The 18,391-nt window shown below is 75.5% G+C and carries 14 protein-coding genes and 1 pseudogene; 9 read left to right on the forward strand and 6 right to left on the reverse strand.

Features of this window, described 5'->3' with window-relative positions; translation table 11 throughout:
- The first annotated feature begins 17 nt into the window (after positions 1 to 17).
- Entirely contained in the window at positions 18 to 953 is a 936-nt protein-coding gene (locus tag Val02_RS23625; protein ID WP_203901363.1) for an alpha/beta hydrolase family protein, read from the forward strand.
- A gap of 57 nt (positions 954 to 1,010) precedes the next feature.
- On the opposite strand, the gene Val02_RS23630 is transcribed toward Val02_RS23625, so the two are convergent.
- Together Val02_RS23630 and Val02_RS23635 are read right to left on the reverse strand one after the other, a co-directional pair.
- Entirely contained in the window at positions 1,011 to 2,444 is a 1,434-nt protein-coding gene (locus Val02_RS23630; RefSeq protein ID WP_203901364.1) for a pyridoxal phosphate-dependent decarboxylase family protein, read from the reverse strand.
- 18 nt (positions 2,445 to 2,462) lie between these two features.
- Complete coding sequence (locus tag Val02_RS23635) at positions 2,463 to 3,071, reverse strand: DedA family protein (protein WP_203901365.1); 609 nt, start codon at positions 3,069 to 3,071, stop codon at positions 2,463 to 2,465.
- A 133-nt stretch (positions 3,072 to 3,204) separates the two neighbouring features.
- Here Val02_RS23635 and Val02_RS23640 point away from each other — a divergent pair, with 133 nt between their 5' ends.
- Positions 3,205 to 4,425 (forward strand): sensor histidine kinase, encoded by a 1,221-nt coding sequence (locus Val02_RS23640; protein WP_203901366.1) that lies wholly within the window; start codon positions 3,205 to 3,207, stop codon positions 4,423 to 4,425.
- Entirely contained in the window at positions 4,422 to 5,147 is a 726-nt protein-coding gene (locus tag Val02_RS23645; RefSeq protein WP_203901367.1) for a response regulator, read from the forward strand. The genes Val02_RS23640 and Val02_RS23645 overlap by 4 nt, the downstream gene beginning before the upstream one ends.
- Positions 5,148 to 5,173: 26 nt before the next feature.
- Here Val02_RS23645 and Val02_RS23650 read toward each other — a convergent pair whose 3' ends face one another.
- Positions 5,174 to 6,370: a trypsin-like serine peptidase gene (locus Val02_RS23650; RefSeq protein ID WP_203901368.1), complete on the reverse strand. Its 1,197-nt coding sequence runs from the start codon at positions 6,368 to 6,370 to the stop codon at positions 5,174 to 5,176.
- A 101-nt stretch (positions 6,371 to 6,471) separates the two neighbouring features.
- Here Val02_RS23650 and Val02_RS23655 point away from each other — a divergent pair, with 101 nt between their 5' ends.
- Together Val02_RS23655 and Val02_RS23660 are read left to right on the forward strand one after the other, a co-directional pair.
- Entirely contained in the window at positions 6,472 to 7,026 is a 555-nt protein-coding gene (locus Val02_RS23655) for a hypothetical protein (protein ID WP_203901369.1), read from the forward strand.
- A 95-nt stretch (positions 7,027 to 7,121) separates the two neighbouring features.
- Complete coding sequence (locus Val02_RS23660; protein ID WP_203901370.1) at positions 7,122 to 9,077, forward strand: AfsR/SARP family transcriptional regulator; 1,956 nt, start codon at positions 7,122 to 7,124, stop codon at positions 9,075 to 9,077.
- Between the two features lie 18 nt (positions 9,078 to 9,095).
- Here the strand turns inward: Val02_RS23660 and Val02_RS47555 are convergent.
- The 3 genes and pseudogenes from Val02_RS47555 to Val02_RS23670 form a co-directional block, all read right to left on the reverse strand.
- A pseudogene (locus tag Val02_RS47555) lies at positions 9,096 to 10,286 on the reverse strand (MFS transporter); the annotation flags it as partial.
- The gene (lanKC, locus tag Val02_RS23665; RefSeq protein WP_203901371.1) at positions 10,283 to 12,841 is read right to left on the reverse strand and encodes a class III lanthionine synthetase LanKC; all 2,559 of its coding nucleotides are present in this window, start codon (positions 12,839 to 12,841) and stop codon (positions 10,283 to 10,285) included. The gene lanKC and the pseudogene Val02_RS47555, both read right to left, overlap by 4 nt.
- 98 nt (positions 12,842 to 12,939) lie before the next feature.
- Positions 12,940 to 13,083, reverse strand: a complete 144-nt coding sequence (locus Val02_RS23670) for a hypothetical protein (RefSeq protein WP_203901372.1) — start codon at positions 13,081 to 13,083, stop codon at positions 12,940 to 12,942.
- A gap of 257 nt (positions 13,084 to 13,340) precedes the next feature.
- Between Val02_RS23670 and Val02_RS23675 the strand changes: the two genes are divergently transcribed.
- The 4 genes from Val02_RS23675 to Val02_RS23690 are packed head-to-tail and all read left to right on the forward strand — an operon-like array spanning position 13,341 to position 18,390.
- Positions 13,341 to 14,456 (forward strand): radical SAM/SPASM domain-containing protein, encoded by a 1,116-nt coding sequence (locus Val02_RS23675; RefSeq protein ID WP_203901373.1) that lies wholly within the window; start codon positions 13,341 to 13,343, stop codon positions 14,454 to 14,456.
- Positions 14,453 to 15,142: an iron-containing redox enzyme family protein gene (locus Val02_RS23680; protein WP_203901374.1), complete on the forward strand. Its 690-nt coding sequence runs from the start codon at positions 14,453 to 14,455 to the stop codon at positions 15,140 to 15,142. Before Val02_RS23675 ends, Val02_RS23680 begins: the two co-directional genes overlap by 4 nt.
- Positions 15,139 to 15,339 (forward strand): aroma-sacti cluster domain-containing protein, encoded by a 201-nt coding sequence (locus tag Val02_RS23685; protein WP_203901375.1) that lies wholly within the window; start codon positions 15,139 to 15,141, stop codon positions 15,337 to 15,339. The genes Val02_RS23680 and Val02_RS23685 overlap by 4 nt, the downstream gene beginning before the upstream one ends.
- A gap of 27 nt (positions 15,340 to 15,366) precedes the next feature.
- Entirely contained in the window at positions 15,367 to 18,390 is a 3,024-nt protein-coding gene (locus Val02_RS23690) for an adenylate/guanylate cyclase domain-containing protein (RefSeq protein ID WP_203901376.1), read from the forward strand.
- Position 18,391: the final 1 nt, after the last annotated feature.

An 18,391-nucleotide genomic window follows, 5' to 3' on the forward strand; every position in this document is an offset into this window, starting at 1 on the left:
CGTCCTGGGGAGGACCGATGAGCACCGACGCCCACGCGCGCGACGTGGACCTGACCGTTCCGGCCGACGACGGGCTGCCGCTGGCGGGCACGCTCACCCTGCCGGCCGGCCCGGCGCCGCACCCGGCCGTGGTGTTCCTGTCCGGCTCCGGGCGGCTCGACCGGGACTCCGCCGCCGGGCGGCTGCGCACCGGGCTCGCGGGGGCGTTCGCTGCGGCGCTGGCCGCCCGGGGGATCGCCACGCTGCGCTACGACCGGCGGGGCGTCGCGGCCACGCCGGGCGACTGGCTGGCGACCGGGTTCGCGCACAACCGGGACGACGCCCACGCCGCCGTGCGCGCCCTCGCCGGGCGGCCGGAGATCCGCGCCGACGCGGTCGGGGTGGTCGGGCACAGCGAGGGCGCGCTGCACGCGATGTGGCTCGCCGCCCACGCGCCGGTGGCGGCGGCGGTGCTGCTGGCCGGGTTCGCGCGGCCGGGCGACGAGGCCGTGCGGTGGCAGGGACACCACCTCGCGGCGCAGCTGCCCGGCCCGCTGCGGCCGGCGGCCCGGCGGGTGGGGCGCCGCGCGCTGCGGCGGATCACCACCGGCGCCGCCGACGTGGTGCGGGTCGGCGGCCTGCGGGTCAACGCCCGCTGGTACCGCGAGCTGCTGGCGTTCGACCCGGCGCCGGTGCTGCGTGCCGTGCGGGTGCCCGCGCTGGCGCTCACCGGCGAGAAGGACCTCCAGTGCGACCCGGACGACCTGGACGCGATGGCCCGGCTCGCGCCGGGGATCACCACCCGCCGGGTGCCCGACCTGACCCACGTGCTGCGCCGCGACCCCCGCCCGCCGACGCTGCGCGCCTACCGCCGCCTGCTCCGCGAGCCGGTGGACGCCGAGGTACTGGAGACCGTCACCGACTGGCTGGGTGCGCACCTGGCGACGACCGCTAGGCCGCACGGGTCGTGGTGACGCGGAGGGCGAGGCCGCGGGAGCGGCGGTCGCGCCCACGGCGGACATCGCGGTAGCTCAAGTGATCTTTTGAACTTCCTCCGTGATGATGTCGATCGCCTCGTCGATGAGGTCCTCGTGGGTGCGGTGCGAGACGACGCAGACGCGCAGGGTGTAGCGGCCGTCGATGACGGTGCTGGAGAGCACGAAACGGCGGTGGGCGTTGATCCGCGCGAGGAGGCGGCGGCTCGACGCGTCGGCCCGCGCCACGGCGTCCGGACCGTCGCCGGTGGGGCGGCAGCGGAACGCGACCACGGACAGGTCCGGCCGCAGCGGCACCTCCAGCCCGGCGACGCCGCGCAGCGCCTGATACACCCGCGCGGCCAGATCGAGCTTCTCGTCCAGCGCCGCGCGGAACGCGTCCACCCCGTGCAGGTGCAGCGGCAGCCAGGCCCGCACGCCGCGGATCTCCCGGCTCAGCTCCGGGCCGAGGTGTCCGGAGTCGGGGATGCCGCCGATCGAGTCGACGTCCTGCAGGTAGCTGCCGGTGGCCCCGTGCGCGGCGTGCAGGGCGGCGACGTCGCGCACGACCAGCGCACCGGTGCCGAACGGCAGGAAGAGCGTCTTGTGCGGGTCCAGCGTGATCGAGTCGGCCTCGGGCAGGCCGGTGAGGCGTTCGTGGCCGCGCGCGGTGAGCCGGAAGAAGCCGCCGTAGGCCGCGTCGACGTGGAACCAGACGCCCTCCTCGCGGGCGACCGCGGCCAACTCGGGCAGCGGGTCGACGGTGCCGGTGTCCGTCGTGCCGGCGTTCGCCACGAGGAGGAACGGCCGCAGCCCGGCCGCCCGGTCGGCGCGGATCGCCGCGCGGGCCGCCTCGGGATCCATGCGCAGGTCCGGGGTGTGCGCGACGGTGCGGATGTGCGCCGCCCGGATGCCGGCGAGGCGGGCGGCCTTCGCCACGGAGTGGTGCGCCGAGGCCGAGGTGTACACGGTGCCGCCGGTCAGGTCCTCACCCAGCCCGCGGTGCCGGGCGGCGACCGTCGCGGTGAACGTGGCCATCGACCCGCCGCTGGTCAGCAGGCCGCCGCTGCCCTCGGGGAGACCGCACACGTCGCGCGCCATCCAGCGGACCACGCTCTCCTCCAGCGCGGCGAGGGCCGGCGCCACCGACGTCACGCCGCCGTAGCGGTTGACCGCCCGGGTGTAGAACTCGGCTAGCGCGGACGCGAACAGGCCGCCGCCGGGGATGTACGCCAGGTGGCCCGGCCCGGCGGTCTCCAGGGCGTGGTCGGCCGCCTCGTCCAGGCGGGCGAGCAGCGTCTTCAGGTCGCCCGGCCGGTCGGGCGGTGCCGCGAGGAAGGCGTTCACCAGCGCGGCCTCGGCGTCGCGATCGGGGAGCGGGGTCGCGGGTCGTTCCGCGAGCTGTGCGGTCCGGTCGACGATCCGGTCCAGGACGAGGCCGCCCAGCTCGGTCATCGCGGCGCGGTCGGGTTCCAGTGGGAAGTGGCGCATGGGGACCAGGATGCGTCGTCACGCGCCGGGGCCGACGGCGAAGATCGTTTCTCCCGAGGAAGTCCTACCGGTCCGGGGGCGGGCCCGCCGCCGGATCAGTTCGAGCACGCCGCCGAACGTCAGCGACAGCCCGAAGCCGGCGGCGATGCCGAGCAGCGGGTTCCCGGCGAACGCGGCGCCGCCCGCATAGCCGAGCCCGGTGATGTACACCGCCCAGGCGAGTGCGGCCACGGCCGAGGCCGGGCTGAAGCGGCGCAGCGGCAGCCGGGCCGTGCCGCAGGCGAGGTTCACCGTGACGCGGCCGCCCGGCACGAACCGGGACGCCACGATCAGCGGGCCGGCGCGGCGTTCGAGGCGGGCGTGCACCGCGCCGACGGCCCGGCCCACCCGCGCCGAGCGGCCGACCAGCCAGCTGCCGAGGAGGCCGCGGCCGATCCCGTACGCGAGATGGTCGCCGGTGAACACGCCGAGCGCGGTGGCCGCGACGATCAGCGGCACGCGCGCCGGGTCCTCGTGACCGAGCACGCCGGCGGTGAGCACGGCCGCGTCCGAGGGCACCATCGGAAGAACCCCGTCCAGCCCGCACAGGCCGACCAGTAGCAGCAGTCCCAGGAGATTCGTGACCATGCGCCGAAGCGTGGGCGCACGGCCACGGCCGGCACGTCTGCCCGCCGAGCGATGCCGCGTGACTCTCCCGTACGGGGTCGGATACATCTCCAGCGGGACGCCGACCGGTCCGACGCCCGGTTACGTTCGCGGCGTGAGGGGAGTCGCCGTGTCACGGATCGCCGCCCGGGCGCGCGCGTCCGCCGGCCTGTCGTGGCTGTTCTGGTGGCTGGGCACCGGGCTGGTGGCGGTCGCGCTGCTGCCGCTGAACATCGCGCTGCCGGCCGACAGCTTCGACGTGCCGCCGCTGATCGCGTTCGTGGCGGGCGTCGGGCAGAGCACCGGGCTGGTACTGGCGCTGGTGCGGCCGCGGGCGGCCACGGCGGTGCAGTTCGTGGCGGTGGGCGTGCTGGCGATGGCGCTGCCGGACGACTCGGGGTCGACCTGGCCGCTGACGCCGGCCGCCATGATCACGCTGATCGCGCACATCGCGCTGCTGGCGGCGCGCACGCCGTGGCCGGCGGTGCTGACCGCCTGGTGGGGGAGCGGGCTGCTGCTGGTCGTGGTGGTGCTGCTGGACCCGCGGGGGCGTTCGGCCACGGCCGCGCTGGGCAACATGATCTTCTACTCGATCGCCTCGTCGATCGTGCTCGGCGCGGTGCTGGTCAACCGCCGCTGGCGGGAGGTCCGGCGGGAACTGGTCGCCGCCCGGCGCGACGTCGCGCTCGAGCAGAGCCAGCGCGCCGTCGCCGAGGAGCGCACCCGCATCGCCCGCGAACTGCACGACGTGGTGGCGCACAGCATGTCGGTGATCCACATGCAGGCCACCTCGGCGTCGTACCGGATCAAGGATCTGGACCCGGCGGCGGAGGCGGAGTTCGCGCGGATCGCCGCCGGCGCGCGGGGAACGCTGCGCGAGATGCGCCAGCTGCTGGCGGTGCTGCGCGACGAGAACACCGGCCCCGACCTGGCACCCGTGCCCGATCTGAGCGGACTGCCGGCGCTCGTCGAGTCGGCGCGGCGCGCCGGTGTGCCGGTCTCGTTGGACGCCCCGCCCGGCGAGTTCGCGATCCCGGAGAGCGTGGCGCTGGCCGCCTACCGGATCGTGCAGGAGTCGCTGAGCAACGTCATCCGGCACGCGCCCGGTGCGCACACCTCCGTTCGACTGGAACTGGAAGAAGATCTTCTGGTCGTGATCGAGAACGGCGCCGCGGCGCGACCGGAGCGACCGATGGAGGAGCCCGGCCGGGCCCGGCACGGGCTGGCGGGCATGCGCGAGCGGGCCCGGCTCGCCGGCGGAACCCTCACCGCCGGCACCCGCGCCGAGGGCGGATACCGGGTCGCGGCGCGACTGCCGATCGGAGGAACCGCGTGATCCGCACCCTGATCGTGGACGACCAGGCGATGATCCGGGCCGGTATCCGGGCGATCCTGGAGTCGCAGGACGACATCACCGTGCTCGGCGAGGCGGAGAACGGCCGGCTCGGCGTCGAACGCTGCCGGAGCCTGCGCCCCGACGTCGTCCTCATGGACGTGCGGATGCCGGTGCTCGACGGCCTGGCCGCGACGACCGCGCTCCTCGACCCGTCACGCGTGGGCACACACGTGCCGCGGGTGCTGATGCTGACGACGTTCGACCTGGACGACTACGTGTACGCCGCGTTGGAGGCCGGCGCCAGCGGCTTCCTGCTCAAGGACAGCGAACCGGGGGAGCTGCAGCGCGCCGTGCGCGTGGTGGCCGCCGGCGAGGCACTGCTCGGCCCGAGCATCACGCGCCGCCTCATCGAGAACTTCGTCTCGGCGCGGCCGCGGCGTTCGGCCGGCGACACGGCGCTGCACGCCCTCACCGACCGGGAACGGGAGGTGCTGCGCCTGATGGCGTTCGGGATGTCCAACGCCGAGATCGCGGCGACGCTGTTCATCTCCGAGCAGACCACCAAGACGCACGTGAGCCGGATCCTGCAGAAGCTGGGACTGCGCGACCGGGTGCAGGCCGTCGTGTTCGGGTACGAGACCGGGCTGGTCACGCCCGGCGGCGCGGTGACCGCAAGTGGTGGGGCCTCCCGCGGGTCAAAACGGGCGCTCGGCCTGCGTTAGGCCCCGGTACTCGCGGCGCGACGCGCTCAGGCGGTGTTGTCGATCAGGGAACTGATCTCCGGGTAGATCAAGTTGATCTTCACGCCCTGGTTGTTGTTCGGGCACGAGCCCAGGTGGTGCAGGGCGATCACGCGGTGCGACGAGGCGGCCAGCACCGGCGAACCGGAGTTCCCGCCGGACGTGTCGCAGTTGTAGGCGATGTTCACGCCGGTGCTCGGGTTGGCCACCGTGCAGTAGGGGCCGTTCTGCGCCGCGTCGAAGATGGACAGCCGCTTCGCGGTCGCGTCGCCGTGGCCGGGGATGTAGATGCGTTCGCCCGACACGGCGGCCCGCACGTCCAGCAGCAGCGTGCCGAAGCGTTCGACGGTGGCGAAGTTGTTGACGGAGAAGAGCGTGTAGTCGAGCGCGGCGCTGGTGCGCAGCAGCTGCGCGCCGCTGACCTTGACGCCGGCGCCGGGGTTGTTGCCCCCGCAGGTGGCGCACTGGTACTCGAACTGCATCTCCATGGAGGCAACCGCGGCGGCGGTCGAGACGCAGTGGTTGTTGGTCAGGGCGCGGTTGGTCCGCCCGACGCGCCACGCGGTGCAGAACCCGGAGCCGTTGCGCAGCAGGCGGGCGACGGCGCCCGCGCGGGCGAACTCCGTCGGGTGGCTGGTGCGGTAGCAGACCACGTCCCGGCGGCCCTCGGTGCCGCAGACGGCGTTCGTGCCGACGCTGCGTGCGGCGATCTCCGACGCCGTGAAGCCGCGCCAGAAGCGGTCGATGCGGGCGCCGCTGAACGAGCCCCCGGAGGCGAGGTGCAGGGTCACCACGGCCGTGTCGCCGTCGACCGACATCGCGCCGAAGCCGCGCGTGCGGTGGATCGTGTACGAACTGTCGGCCGGCCCGGCCGCGCCCAGGGTCGGGTCCGCCGAGTAGGTGTGCACCTCGCGGCCGGTCGGGTCGGCGACCGTCACGTGGTCGCCCGGGGCCAGGCGCAGCGCGTGGAAGTGCACCTTGACGTAGGGGGCGCCGGGGTGCGAGATCACGACCCGGGTCTGCTTGGCGTCGAGGGTCAGGTCGGTCGGGCGTTCCTCGCCGGCGGCGGTGCCGGCGAAGCCGGTGTCGTCGACCGTGGGCGCCCCGGTGTCCATCGCCCCCGGGCCGGCGGGTGCCGCGACAGCGGCGGGGGCGCAGGCGAGGACGAGCAGGGCGGCGAGGGCGGCCGTTCTCAGCAGGCGCATGTGAGGTGGATGCACGGTTGTCTCCCGCTTCTCGTGGAATTGGTGGCGACACCGTACGTCCAATATTCATCGAAATCAATGAATGCGGCACACTCCCGTTCGTGACCGACGACGACGCGCTGCACGCCGAGGAACTCGTCCCCGGCGAGGGCGAATGGCAGGGCCTGCTCTTCGAGAACCCGACGCTCGGCCTGAAGCCCGCGCTGACGTGGGGCCTGCGGATCCCGTTCGGGACGGTCGACCGCGACCGGGGCGACACGCCGGTGTCACTGGACGTCGAGTGGCTGCCGCTCGCCGTGCCGGACTGGCGTTCGCTCACCGGTGGCCGGGTGACGAGCACGGAGTTCGCCGAACCGGCCGAGGCGAGCCTGTACTACTTCGCCCATCACCGGTACCGGGCGGTCGAGGTGCGCGTGCTCGCCCAGGAGGGGACCCGGCTGCGCGTGCGCGTGGCGATCTCCGGCGACCTCGACGGGCTCGGCGTGGAGTCGTTCGCGGTCGAGGCGTGGGTGCGCTTCACCGGGATCGTGGTGTCGCTGCGCGATACCGGGTCGACCGCGCGGGCGCTGGAACGGCTGGGCGAGTTCACCGCCACGGACGCGCTGGTGCCCGACGGCGACGCCGCGCACCCGTTCCCCCGGTTCGTGCCCGCGTGAGCCCCACGTAGGTACCGATCGCCCCGGCACGTACGCGGGACGGTCGGTGCCGCGACGGATGTCCGGCGCGGCGGGCGCCGGCACGATTGCACCCCATGACCCGGTTACGGTGGCGGATCCTCGGCCCGCTGGAGGCCGAACGCGACGGCCGCCCGCTCGCCCTCGGCCCGCACAAGCAGCGCGTGGTGCTGGCTCTCCTGCTCTGCAACGCCAACCGCACGGTCTCCGTCGGCACGCTGCGCGACGCACTGTGGGACGACTCCCCGCCCCGCACGGCGGCCAAGAACATCCAGGTCTACGTCTCGGCCCTGCGCCGCCTGGCCGGCGGGGCGAACGGCATCGTGCACAGCCCGCCGGGCTACCTCCTGCGGGTCGAACCCGATCACCTCGACCTGCTCCGCTTCCACGAACTCGCCCGCGCCGGCCGGGCCGCCCTGCGCGACGGAGATCCGGCGGCGGCCGGGGACCTGCTCGGCCGCGCGGTGCGCACCTGGCGCGGCCCGGCCCTCCCCGAACTGGCCACCGTCCCGGCCGTCGCCTCCGCCGCGGCGCGGCTGCGTGAGCATTACCTCGCCGCCTACGAGGACTGGGCCGAGACGATGCTGCGGCTGGGCCGGCACACGCACGTCGTCGAGGAGATCGGCGAACTGGCCCGCCGCCATCCGTTCCGGGAGCGGTTGCGCCACGCGCAGCTGCTGGCGCTGCACCGCTGCGGTCGCCGCGCGGAGGCGCTGGCGCAGTTCGACATGATGCGCCAACGGCTGGCCCGCGACCTGGGGCTGCCCCCGAGCCCGGTGCTGGCGCGGCTCTACGAGGCGATGCTGGCCGGCGCGGAGAGCGCCGCCGGCGCCGAGCCGGCGGTGCCGGTCAGCCTGCCGCGCGACCTGCCGCACCTGTCCGGCCGCGAACGGGAGGTGCGCACGCTGCTCGACCTGCTGCGCACCGCCGCCGCCGGCACGGTCGTCGCGGTCAGCGGCCCGGCCGGGGTCGGCAAGACCGGCCTCGTGACGCACTGCGCGCACCGGCTCGCCGCGCGGTTCCCGGACGGCCGGATCCTGCTCGGGCTGCGCGGCGCCGACGGCCGGCCGCGCCCGGTGCCCGAGCTGATCGACGAACTGCTCGCCCGGCTGGCGCCCGGCGCCGGCGGGACCGACCGGGCGGCGTCGCTGCGCCGGGTCACCGCCGGCCGTCGTCTCCTGGTGATCGCCGACGACGCCGCGTCCGAGGCGCAGGCCCGCGCCCTGCTGTCCGCGGTGGAGGACGGCGTCGTGGTCATCACCGGCCGCCGCCACCTCGCCGCCCTCGACGCCTGGTTCCTTCCGGTCGAACGACTCTCCGACGAGGCCGCCCGGGAGTTGCTCGTCCGGTTGATCGGCGCCGAGCGGGTGGCCGCCGAGCCCGACACGGCCCGGCGGATCGTGGCGGCGTGCGACGGGCTGCCGCTGCTGCTGCGCACCGTCGGCGCCAAGCTCGCCGGCCTGACCCACCTGAGCCTGGCCCGCTACGCCGAACGCCTGACCGACCCCCGCCGCCTCCGCACCGAGCTGGCCGCCGGCGACCTGGACCGCCGCCTGGCCAGCTGGATCGGCGACCTCGACCCGGCCGAACGGGAGGCCCTGGACCGGCTGGTGACGGCCGGCGAGGCGTTCACCGCGGGTGAGGTGTGCGCGCGGCTCGGCACCGACCCGCTGGGCGCCGAGGCCCTCCTCGAACGCCTCGTCCAGGCGCATCTGGTCCGGGTCGACGTCGACCAGCGGCAGGACGACGAGGTGACCGCCCACGAGGTGACCGCTCACGACGCCGAACGCGAGGCGCGGTACCGCCTCCCGTCACCGGTGCGCGCCTTCGCGCTCCTGCGCGACCTCCCTCTCGCCGGCGGCGGCTTGCTTCTCGGCGGTCCCGGCGGCGCGCTCTTCGGCGGGTCCGGCGGCGCGCTCTTCGGCGGGTCCGGCGCGCTTCTCGGCGGGCCCGGGGCGCTTCTCGGCGGGTTGGGTGGCGCGCAGGAGCCGGGGGAGCAGCGCGGCGAGCAGGACGACGACCGTGCCCTGTAGGACCCACAGCGCCGGCCGGACGCCGAGCCGTTCGCCGAGCACGCCGCCGGCCAGCGCACCGGCCAGCCCGGCGCAGGCCGCCAGGGTCTGCAGCGTGGCCATGGTGCGCCCGGTCGCCGACTCGTCCACGCTCGCGACGAGAACGGGCCCCAGCGCCACGTTCGTGATCGCGCCGAAGAAGATCGGCAGGCCGATGCCGAGCACGGCGACCGCGGCGGCGGTCGGGACCGGTCCGGCGGCCAGCGGCAGCAGCAGCGCGCACACCGCCCCCGTGCCGAACGACGCGACGGTCACCAGCCGCGCGTCCCGTTCGCCACGCAGGACCCGCCCGGCCGCCATCGAACCGGCCAGCCCCATCAGCCCGGTGAGCGCGAACAGCAGCCCGTACCAGGCGGTCGGCACACCCAGTTCGCGCAGCACGAACGGCGGCACCAGCGTGGTGATGCCCGCGCCGGCGAAGCCGGAGGTGAGCAGCAGCGTCAGCATCGGCCGGATGAACGCCGTGCCGAAGAGCGCACGCGCCCCGTCGGCGGTGCTGCGCAGGAACTCACTTACCCGCGCCGCGACCCTCCAGCTGGCGGCGGTCGGCGTGCTCTCGTCCGGCGCGGCGGAGGCGCCGGTCGCGGCGGAGGCGCGCGGGGCGGCGGTCGCGGCGCTCATTCCGAGCAGCGCCGTCGCGCTCAGCAGGTAGCTGGCCGCGTCGACGAGCAGCGCCGCCGCCGGCCCGAACAGGACGATGGTCGGACCGGCGAGCACCCGCCCGACGAAGCCCGCGGCGTACTGTCCGGCCTGCAGCCGCGCCCGGGCCGGCCCGATGCCCTTGTCGTCGGTGAGCTGCCGCAGGTGGATGAAGTACACGACCTCCAGCAGGATCCCGATGCCGCCCTGCACGATGCCGAGCACCACCAGCCAGCCGATCGACGCGGTGTGCGCGGCCACCCCGAGACAGACCGCGGCGACCATCAGCGCCGAGGCGGTGTCCAGCACGATGAGCACCCGGCGCGGCCGCGCGACCCGGTCGGCGAACGTGCCCGCCGGCAGCCCGAACAGCAGCCGCGGCAGGATCACCGCCATCGTGATGAGGCTGAACTCGCCTGGGCTGGCGTCCAGGTGGACGATGGCGATGATCGGGATCGCGATGGCGGAGAAGACCGAGCCGAACGCCGAGGCGGTCTGGCCCCACCAGTAGAGGTTCAGGTCGCGCCTCATGCGGTCACCGCCAGGACCCGCGCGGGCGCGTCGACGGTGAACAGCGCGTCGGCGCTCGGGTTCAGCACGTGTTCGAGGGCGAGCAGCACACCGGCCGAGCCGCTCCACAGGTCGGCGCTGAAGCGCATCAGCCGGTCGCCGAGGTACCTGATCCCGGTGGGATGCGGCACCGCGTACTTGAACAGCCCGGTGGCCACCCGCACGGCGTCCGCGCGCGGGGAGCCGGTGAGCATCGCGTGGTCGGCGAGCGCGAACCCGTAGCCCGCCAGCCCCTGGAACAGCCCCGGCATCCAGGTGTACCGCAGCCGCAGCGGGGCAAGCAGGCGCGGCATCGCCGCGGTGAGCCGTTCGTCGCCGGTCAGGCGCAGGACCCGGGTGGCGGCCAGCAGCATGCCGGCGGTGCCGACGAACAGGTACGGCATCGCGCGGCGGTCGACCGCCGAGTACGGGAAGAGCAGGCCGGGCGCGTCGGGGTCGGTGGCCCGGTCGAGTTCGTGGTGCAGCAGGCGCACCGCCCGCGCGGTGTAGCGCCGTTCGCCGGTGGCGCCGCCGAGCTGGGCGAGCAGGTGCGCGACCCCGCTGCGGCCGTGCATCAGGCCGGTGGTGTCGTCGGGGTCGAGCAGCGCGCCGAGTTCCGCGTCGGCGGGCAGGCCGTCGGCGAGCGCGGCGGCCCGGTCGAGGTGGCGTTCGTCGCCGGTGTGCCGGTGCAGGGCGAGGTGCGCCAGCGCGACCCCGGCGACGCCGCCGTACAGGGTGGCGCAGCCGTCCAGCAGCGGGTGCCGGCTCGCGCGTTCGAGCAGGTCGTTCGCCTCGTCGAGGCAGCCGTGAGTGGCCAGCACGTGGGCCACGCCGGCGGTACCTACGTACAGCCCGGGTGCCATGCGGTCGGCCTGGTCGAGGGCGTCGCGGCGGAATCGTTCGCGCACCCCGTCGGGCAGCGGCCGCCCCGCGCGGTGCAGCGCGTGGAGCACCCCGGCCGTGCCGTAGGCGACGCAGACGGTGTTGGTCTGGTACCCCTGCGCGATCGTGGGGAAGATCCGGCTCGGGTGTTCCGGGGCGGCCATCGCGAGGAGCGCGTCGGCCACCCCGTCCCGCAGTTCCCCCAGAAACCGCTCCGGGTCCGCGGCCACCTCCGCCGGGTCGGGCAGTCGCGCCTCGACCTCCGCCCGGTATTCGGTCGAACGTCTCCAGAGCCCGGCCGGCACCGGTGCGAGCTCGGCGAGTTCGTGGCGCAGGTGATACAAAGCCGCGGGACTGCGCCCGAGCACGAAGTGCAGCGGGCCGAGCAGGTGCTGCGCCAGCCGGGACAGCCCGAACCGGTCGTACACGCCGAGATCGTCGCCCACCAGCTCCCGCGGCGGCGCGTAGCCGGGCGTGCCGGAGCGGACGAACGGGTCGCCGAGCCGGTGCGCGGCGCCGAAGTCCACCAGGCGCACGCTGTCGTCGTCGGCCACCAGAACGTTGACCGGGCTGACGTCGACGAAGAGATAACCGGCCCGGTGCAGGCGCTCCAGCGCGCGTTCCACGGCGTCGATCACGTTCGCGGCCCGCCGGTAGAACGCCGCGAAGTCGGCCGGCGTGCTCCCGGTCCGCAGCAGCGGATGGTGCGTGGCCGTCCACCGGGTCAGCGGCTGCCCCTCGACGTGTTCCATCACCACGAACTCGTGGTCCCAGGCGCGGAAGAACGCCAGCGGTTCCGGGGCGATCCCGGGTGCGCGCGCGTGCAGGTCCGTCAGCGCCCGCCATTCCTGGCGCAGCTGCTCGGTCGCGGTGGCGCCGTCCTCGCGCAGTCCGATGTGCGGGCGGGCCTCCTTGATGAACACCCGCTTGCCGGTGGCCAGTTCGGTGCCCCGGTAGATGCCGCCCGCGTTGGTGAAGCGCACCGAGCTGTCGATGCTGAATCCGGCCATCGCGGCGGGCCGGGCGGCGGCCGGCGCACCGGGGCGCGGCGTCCGGAACGGGTCGGTGACCCCGGCCGGCAGCCGGAACCGCACCCCGCGCACGTCCTCGACGTCACCGACGAGCAGGGTCCGGGTGCCGTCGGCCCGCACGGCGACCCGCCGCCGGAACGCGCCGTAGCGGTAGTGCACCGTGCGGGAGTCGCCGAAGCGCCGGTCGCTGAGGATGTACGGGCCGTCCTCGCCGTCGAGCGCCACGCGCAGGCGTTCCATCAGCGCGGCGGCGGTCTCGACGTCGGCCGGGTACGCGGCGATGAACTTGCCGCCCTGCGCCCGCTGCGCGAACTTGTGATGCGTCCACCAGTAGAAGTGCCGGTTGGCAAGGTGCTTGAACGGCACGCCGGCGTCGAAGAGGACCGGCGCCGCGAGGTCGAGCACGGCCTGTACCCGCGCCGGTGCCGCCGACACGTGCACCTTCCAGCCGTGCTCCACTGTGGACGGTTCGCGGCGCCAGTGGGTCCAGACGCCGGATGCGGTCCCGGTCCAGCCCTCCGGTACCCGGCCGGGGCGGAACACCTCACCGCCGTCGTCGCCGGACTCCTCCAGGGGAGCGTAGAACTCCCGGTCCGCCGCGACGTAGTCGAACATCTGCTCCATGGGATCTCCCGAAGTTCGGTGGACGGACCGGGGAAACGGTTCAGCCGGGCACGACCCGCTTGTGCGGCAGGTCGTGCCCGGCTGCGAACGCGGTCGGATCAGCTGCAGTGCTCCAGGCTGAGGGTGCTGACCGCGCCTTCGCCCGGGGCGACGCCGTGGGCCTCCACGTCGTCATCCTCGGCCGGGGTCTCCTGAAGGGCCAGAACGTCCTCGGACTCCTGCGGTTCGGTGTTCTCGGGCATCGCGACCTCCTGAGCGAGTGGGTTCCGGCGGTGCTCGCCGGTCTGCCCAGAACGCTAGGAAGGCCCGCTCAACCAACGGTTCGACGCCGGTATGGCGGCGGTATCCGCGCTGCCCGACACCCGTTGCGCCGGGCCCGCGGGCGGCGTTCGCGGTGCGCCGCGCGGGTCGCGACCGGCGAATTTACCGATGTCGAACCGTCGCGCTACCGGCGTTTGTGCGGTGCCGCCGAGGCTCGGCGCAACGGAAGGAGGCCCACATGGACCTCGCCGAACTCGTCCGACTCCGGCCGGTACCCGGTGCGGGCGTGCTGTTCGCGCTGACCCAACGGTGTCCGCTGCGCTGCCGGCACTGCTCGTCGTCGTCCACGATGGACGGACCCGAACCGGAAGCCGCGCGAGCGCTCGCGTTCGTGGAGTCCTTCGCGCGGGACCGGGCGCCGGCGGTGCTGCTGATGACCGGCGGCGAACCGCTGCTGCGCCCCGACCTGGTGACCGCGCTGGCCGCCGCGGCCCGCCGGGCCGGCACCCGCAGCGCGCTGCTCACCGGCGCCTTCTTCGCCGCGGCCGATCCGGTACCGGCACCGATCCTGCGGGCGATCCGGGCGGTGGAGCACTTCTCGGTCAGCGTCGATGCGTTCCACGAACGCCAGGTCCGCCGCCGCGACGTGCTGCGCCTGCTCGGCCGCGTGCGCGCCGAGGGGATCGCGGTGAGCGTGCACGCCCTCGCCGCCGGCGCCGACGACGGGTACCTCGCCGGCCTCGACGCCGACCTGCGCCGCGCGCTCGGCGGCCCGGTGCCCATGCTGGTCAACACCGTGCGGGCGATCGGCCGGGCGACGGGGTGGGCGACCGCCCGGCCGCACGCCGCGGACCCCGCCGACGTGAACCCGTGCGCGATGGCCGCCTGGCCGGTGGTCGCACCGGACGGGACCGTGGTCGCCTGCTGCAACCAGGACACCGTGGACCGGCGGCCGGTGCCGGCGCACCTGCGGCTCGGGCACGTCGACACGGACGACTGGCCGACGATCCGGGCCCGCGGCCTCGCCTCCCCGGCACTGCGCATGATCCGCGCCGCCGGCCCCGGCTATCTCGCCTCGCTGTGCCCACCCGCCGCCGACGATCGAGACGCGGCCGGCACATCCCGGACGGCCCGCGCGGGCGATCCCGCCGCTGCGGGCGGCGGCAGCCAGTGCGCGACCTGTCGGCGGCTCGGGCCGGCGGCGCTGGAAGCGGCGCGCGGCGTGGCGAGCGGCGCGGCGGGTGCCCTGCTGGACGGCCACGCCGCCGAGGTGCAGCGCGCCGCCGGCCCGGTCGCCCTGCTGCGCCGCTACGCCGACCCCCGCCACGCCCACCTGGTCGAGGTGGCGCGGTGAACACGGCCGTGCTGCGTACGAAACTGGACCTCGCCACCCCGGCCCTGCGGGCGACGTCGGCCCTGCTGTGGCAGCCGCACCGGCTGCGCGAGCGGTATCCCGAGTACCTGCGGGCGATGCACGGCGTCATCCGGGCCTCGGTGCCGCTGATGGCGACGGCCGCGCGCCGCTGCGCCGAGCTGGCCGCCGACGACCCCGTGGCCCGCGCGCTCGGCGGCTACCTGCCCGCGCACATCGCCGAGGAACTCGACCACGACCGCTGGCTGCTGGAGGATCTCGCCGCGCTCGGCGCCGACCCGGAGGCGACCGCGCGGGGCGTGCCGCCGCCGGCCGTGGCCCGCCTGGTCGGGCCGCAGTACTACTGGATCGCGCACGTGCACCCGGTGGCGCTGCTGGGCTACATCGCCGTGCTGGAGGGCAACGCCCCGCACCCGTCGCTCGCCGGCCGGATCGTCGCCGCTGCCGGGGTGCCGGAGGCGGCCGTGCGCACCGTTCGCGAGCACGCCGAACTCGACACCGGGCACAGCGCGGCGATCATCGGACTCCTCGACCGGCTGCCGCTGACCCCGCGGCAGTCCACCGTGGTGACACTCAGCGCACTGTCCACAGTGGACACCCTGACCGAACTGCTCGCCGGCGTCGTCCGGCACGCCCCGGCACACCCGACGGAAGGAGCCCGGCCATGACCGACGGCGCGTACACGGTGGAGGAACTGGAGGCGCACGGCTTCCCCGTCCACGACCTCACCGAGGAGCAGCGCGACGTGCTGCGCAACCTGACACCCGAGGAGTTCGCGATCCTCGTCGACGTGCGGGCCCGGCTCGAGGCGGTGGGTCCCGAGGTGCAGGCGCACGCCGAGATCGCCGGCGCCGCGCTGTTCTGAGCGTTCGGCCGGGGGAGGAGGAGCATCATGCGCTGCGCATCCTGCGACGCCGCGCTGCCCGCGCAGGCGCGGTTCTGTCCCGCCTGCGGCACGCCGCGCGCAGCGGCGCCGGTGGCCGAGAAGCGGCAGCTGGTGACCGCGGTCTTCTGCGACCTGGTCGGTTCGACCGCGCTGTCGGAACGGCTCGACCCGGAGACGCTGCGGGTCGTGGTGCTGCGCTACTTCGAGGCGATGCGCGGGCAGATCGAACGCTTCGACGGCACGGTGGAGAAGTTCATCGGCGACGCGGTGATGGCCGTGTTCGGCGTGCCCGTCATGCACGAGGACGACGCGTGGCGGGCCGCCTCGGCGGCGCTGGGCATGCGCGACGCGCTCGCCGACCTGAACGCCGAGCTCGAACCGGCGTTCGGGGTCCGGCTGCGGGTGCGCATCGGGGTGCACACCGGCTCCGCCGTCGCCAGCACCGACGCCTCGTCCCGGCAGGCGCTGGTCTCCGGCGACACCGTCAACATCGCCGCGCGCCTGGAACAGAACGCCGGCGAGGGCGAGATCCTCATCGGCCCGCTGACCCGGCAGGCGCTGGGCGCGGCCGCCCGCGTCGAGTCCGTCGGGCCGCTGGCCCTCAAGGGCAAGCAGGAACCGCTGCCGGCCTACCGGCTGCTCGGCGTCGACGCCGACGCCCCGGAACTGTCGCGCCGCTTCGACCATCCGCTCGTCGGGCGCACCGCGGAGCTGGCCGCGCTGGACGGTGCCCTGGCGGCGGTCGTCGACGCGGGCGGCGCGGCGCTCGTCACGGTCTGCGGCGAGGCGGGCATCGGCAAGACCCGGCTGGTGCGCGCCTGGCTCGACGGGCTCGGCGGGCGGGTGGCGCTCGGGGTGGGGCGGTGCCGCCCGTACGGCGCGCAGGGCAGCCTGGCGCCGCTGGCGAACGCCGTGCGCGACCTGCTGGGCGGTGCGCCCGCCGAGGCGGTGCTGGCCGAAGGGCTGCTGCGCGACGGCACCCCGGGCCCCTCGCCGGAGGCCACCGGCACGGCGCTGGCCCGGCTGCTGCGCGGGTTCGCCCGGGAACGCCCCGTGCTCCTGGTGCTGGACGACTGCCAGTGGGCCGGCGACACCCTGCTGGATCTGCTGCTGCGGCTGACCGCGGCGGTGCGGGGCAGCACGGTGCTGATCGTCTGCCTGGCCCGCTGGGACATGCTGGAGCGCCGGCGCGACTGGACCGGCACCATCGTCCTGGACGGACTGTCCGTTGTGGACAGTGAACGGCTGGCCGCGTCCCTGGTCGAGGTGTCGGCCCACCGGAGCGTCGAGTGGTCGCGGATCCTCGAAGTGGCCGGCGGCAACCCGTTCTACCTGGAACAGCTGCTCGCCACGCTGGACGAGACCGACCGCACCGACGCGCTGCCGCACACGTTGCAGGCGCTGCTCGGCGCCCGCATCGACGCGCTGGAACATCCGGAGCGCAGCACGCTCAACCTGGCGGCCGTGGTGGGGCGGGAGTTCACCGCGGGGCAGGTCGACGCGCTCGCCGGCACCGTCGAGGAGGCCACCCCGGTGCGCGCCGCGCTGACCGCGTTGAGCCGCCGGCGCCTGGTCGAACCGGCCGGCGCCCGGGTGCCCGGCGACGCCGCGATGCGCTTCAGCAACGGGCTGGTGCACGAGGTGACCTATCAGGCCATCACCAAGCGGACCCGCGCCGAGTGGCACGAGCGCACCGCCGACCTGCTGGCCGGCTGGCGGGCCGGGCACGCGGCCGTCGCCGGCCACCTGGAGCACGCCTACCGCTACCGCACCGAGTTGGGCCTGCAGGACCCGTCGACCGAGGCGCTGCGCCGGCGCGCCGCGGATTCGCTGGCCGCGGCCGGCGCGCAGGCGTTCGCCCGCTCGGATCTCGCCTGGGCCGGGCCGCTGCTCCGCCGCGCGACGCAGCTGTACCGCACCGGCGAGGAGGGCTGGGCCGGCGCGACGCGGCAGCTCGGCGAACTGCGCCTCGCCACCGGCCACGCCGACGAGGGCCGGGCGCTGCTGGCGGCGGTGCTGGCGCACGCGGCCGAGCCCACCGAACGGGCCCACGCCGAACTGGCCCTGGCCGTGGCCGCCGGTGCCGGCGGTGCGGCGGCGGTGGCCCGCACGGCGCTGCCGGTCTTCGCGGCCGCCGGCGACGAACTGGGGCAGGCCCGCGCGCACATCCGCATCGCGCAGGAGTGGCAGCTGCACGGGCAGCACGAGCGGGCCGAGGGTTCCCTGGCGACCGGCCTGGGCCACGCGTCGCGCCGCGCCGCCGAGCCCGAACTGGCCCTCGCGCTCGGCGCGCTCGGTGTCTCCCTGTGGCGCGGCCCGGCCCCGGTGCCGGCGGCCGTGGCGCGCTGCTTCGCGCTGCTGGACGAGTACGGCGGCCCGCGGCCGGTCGTTCGGGTGACGCTCAGCTGTCCGCTCGCGGTGCTGCTCGCCCTCGACGACCGGCCCGCGGCGGCGCGTGCCCTGCTGGCCGAGGTCGCACACCTGGTCGAGGAACTGGAGTTCGCCGAGGCCGGTGCCGTGCTGCCGCTGTTCGCCGCCGCGGTGGAGGCGACGGCGGGCGCACCGCAGGAGGCGCTGCGGCTGCTGGAACGGGCCGCCGAGCGGGCCGCGCACCTCGGCGCGGGCGGGCTGCCCGGCACCATCGCCCGGGAGGCGGCGCGGCTCCTGCTGCACCTGGGCCGCCCGGCCGAGGCGGCCGCCCGGCTCGACGCCGCCGGTGATCCGGGCGGGCTGCTGCGTTCGGACCTGGCCGACGTGTACGGGCTGCGGGCCCGGCTGGCCGCCGCGGCCGGGGACGCCGCCGGCGCTCTCGAACCGGCCGAACGCGCGGTGGCCGCGGCCGCCGGCACGGACTCGCCGCTCGTGCGGGCGGTCGCCGCGCTGGACCGGGCGGAGGTGCTGGTGCTGGCGGGCCGGCCGGCGCAGGCGCGCGCGGCGCGGGAGTCGGCGCGGCGGGCGTTCGCGGCGAAGGGGCACCGGCCCGGGCTGCGCGAGATCGAGCGGCTGGACCGCACCGTGGGAGAGGACTGAG

Source organism: Virgisporangium aliadipatigenens (genome assembly GCF_016863615.1).
GTDB lineage: Bacteria > Actinomycetota > Actinomycetes > Mycobacteriales > Micromonosporaceae > Virgisporangium > Virgisporangium aliadipatigenens.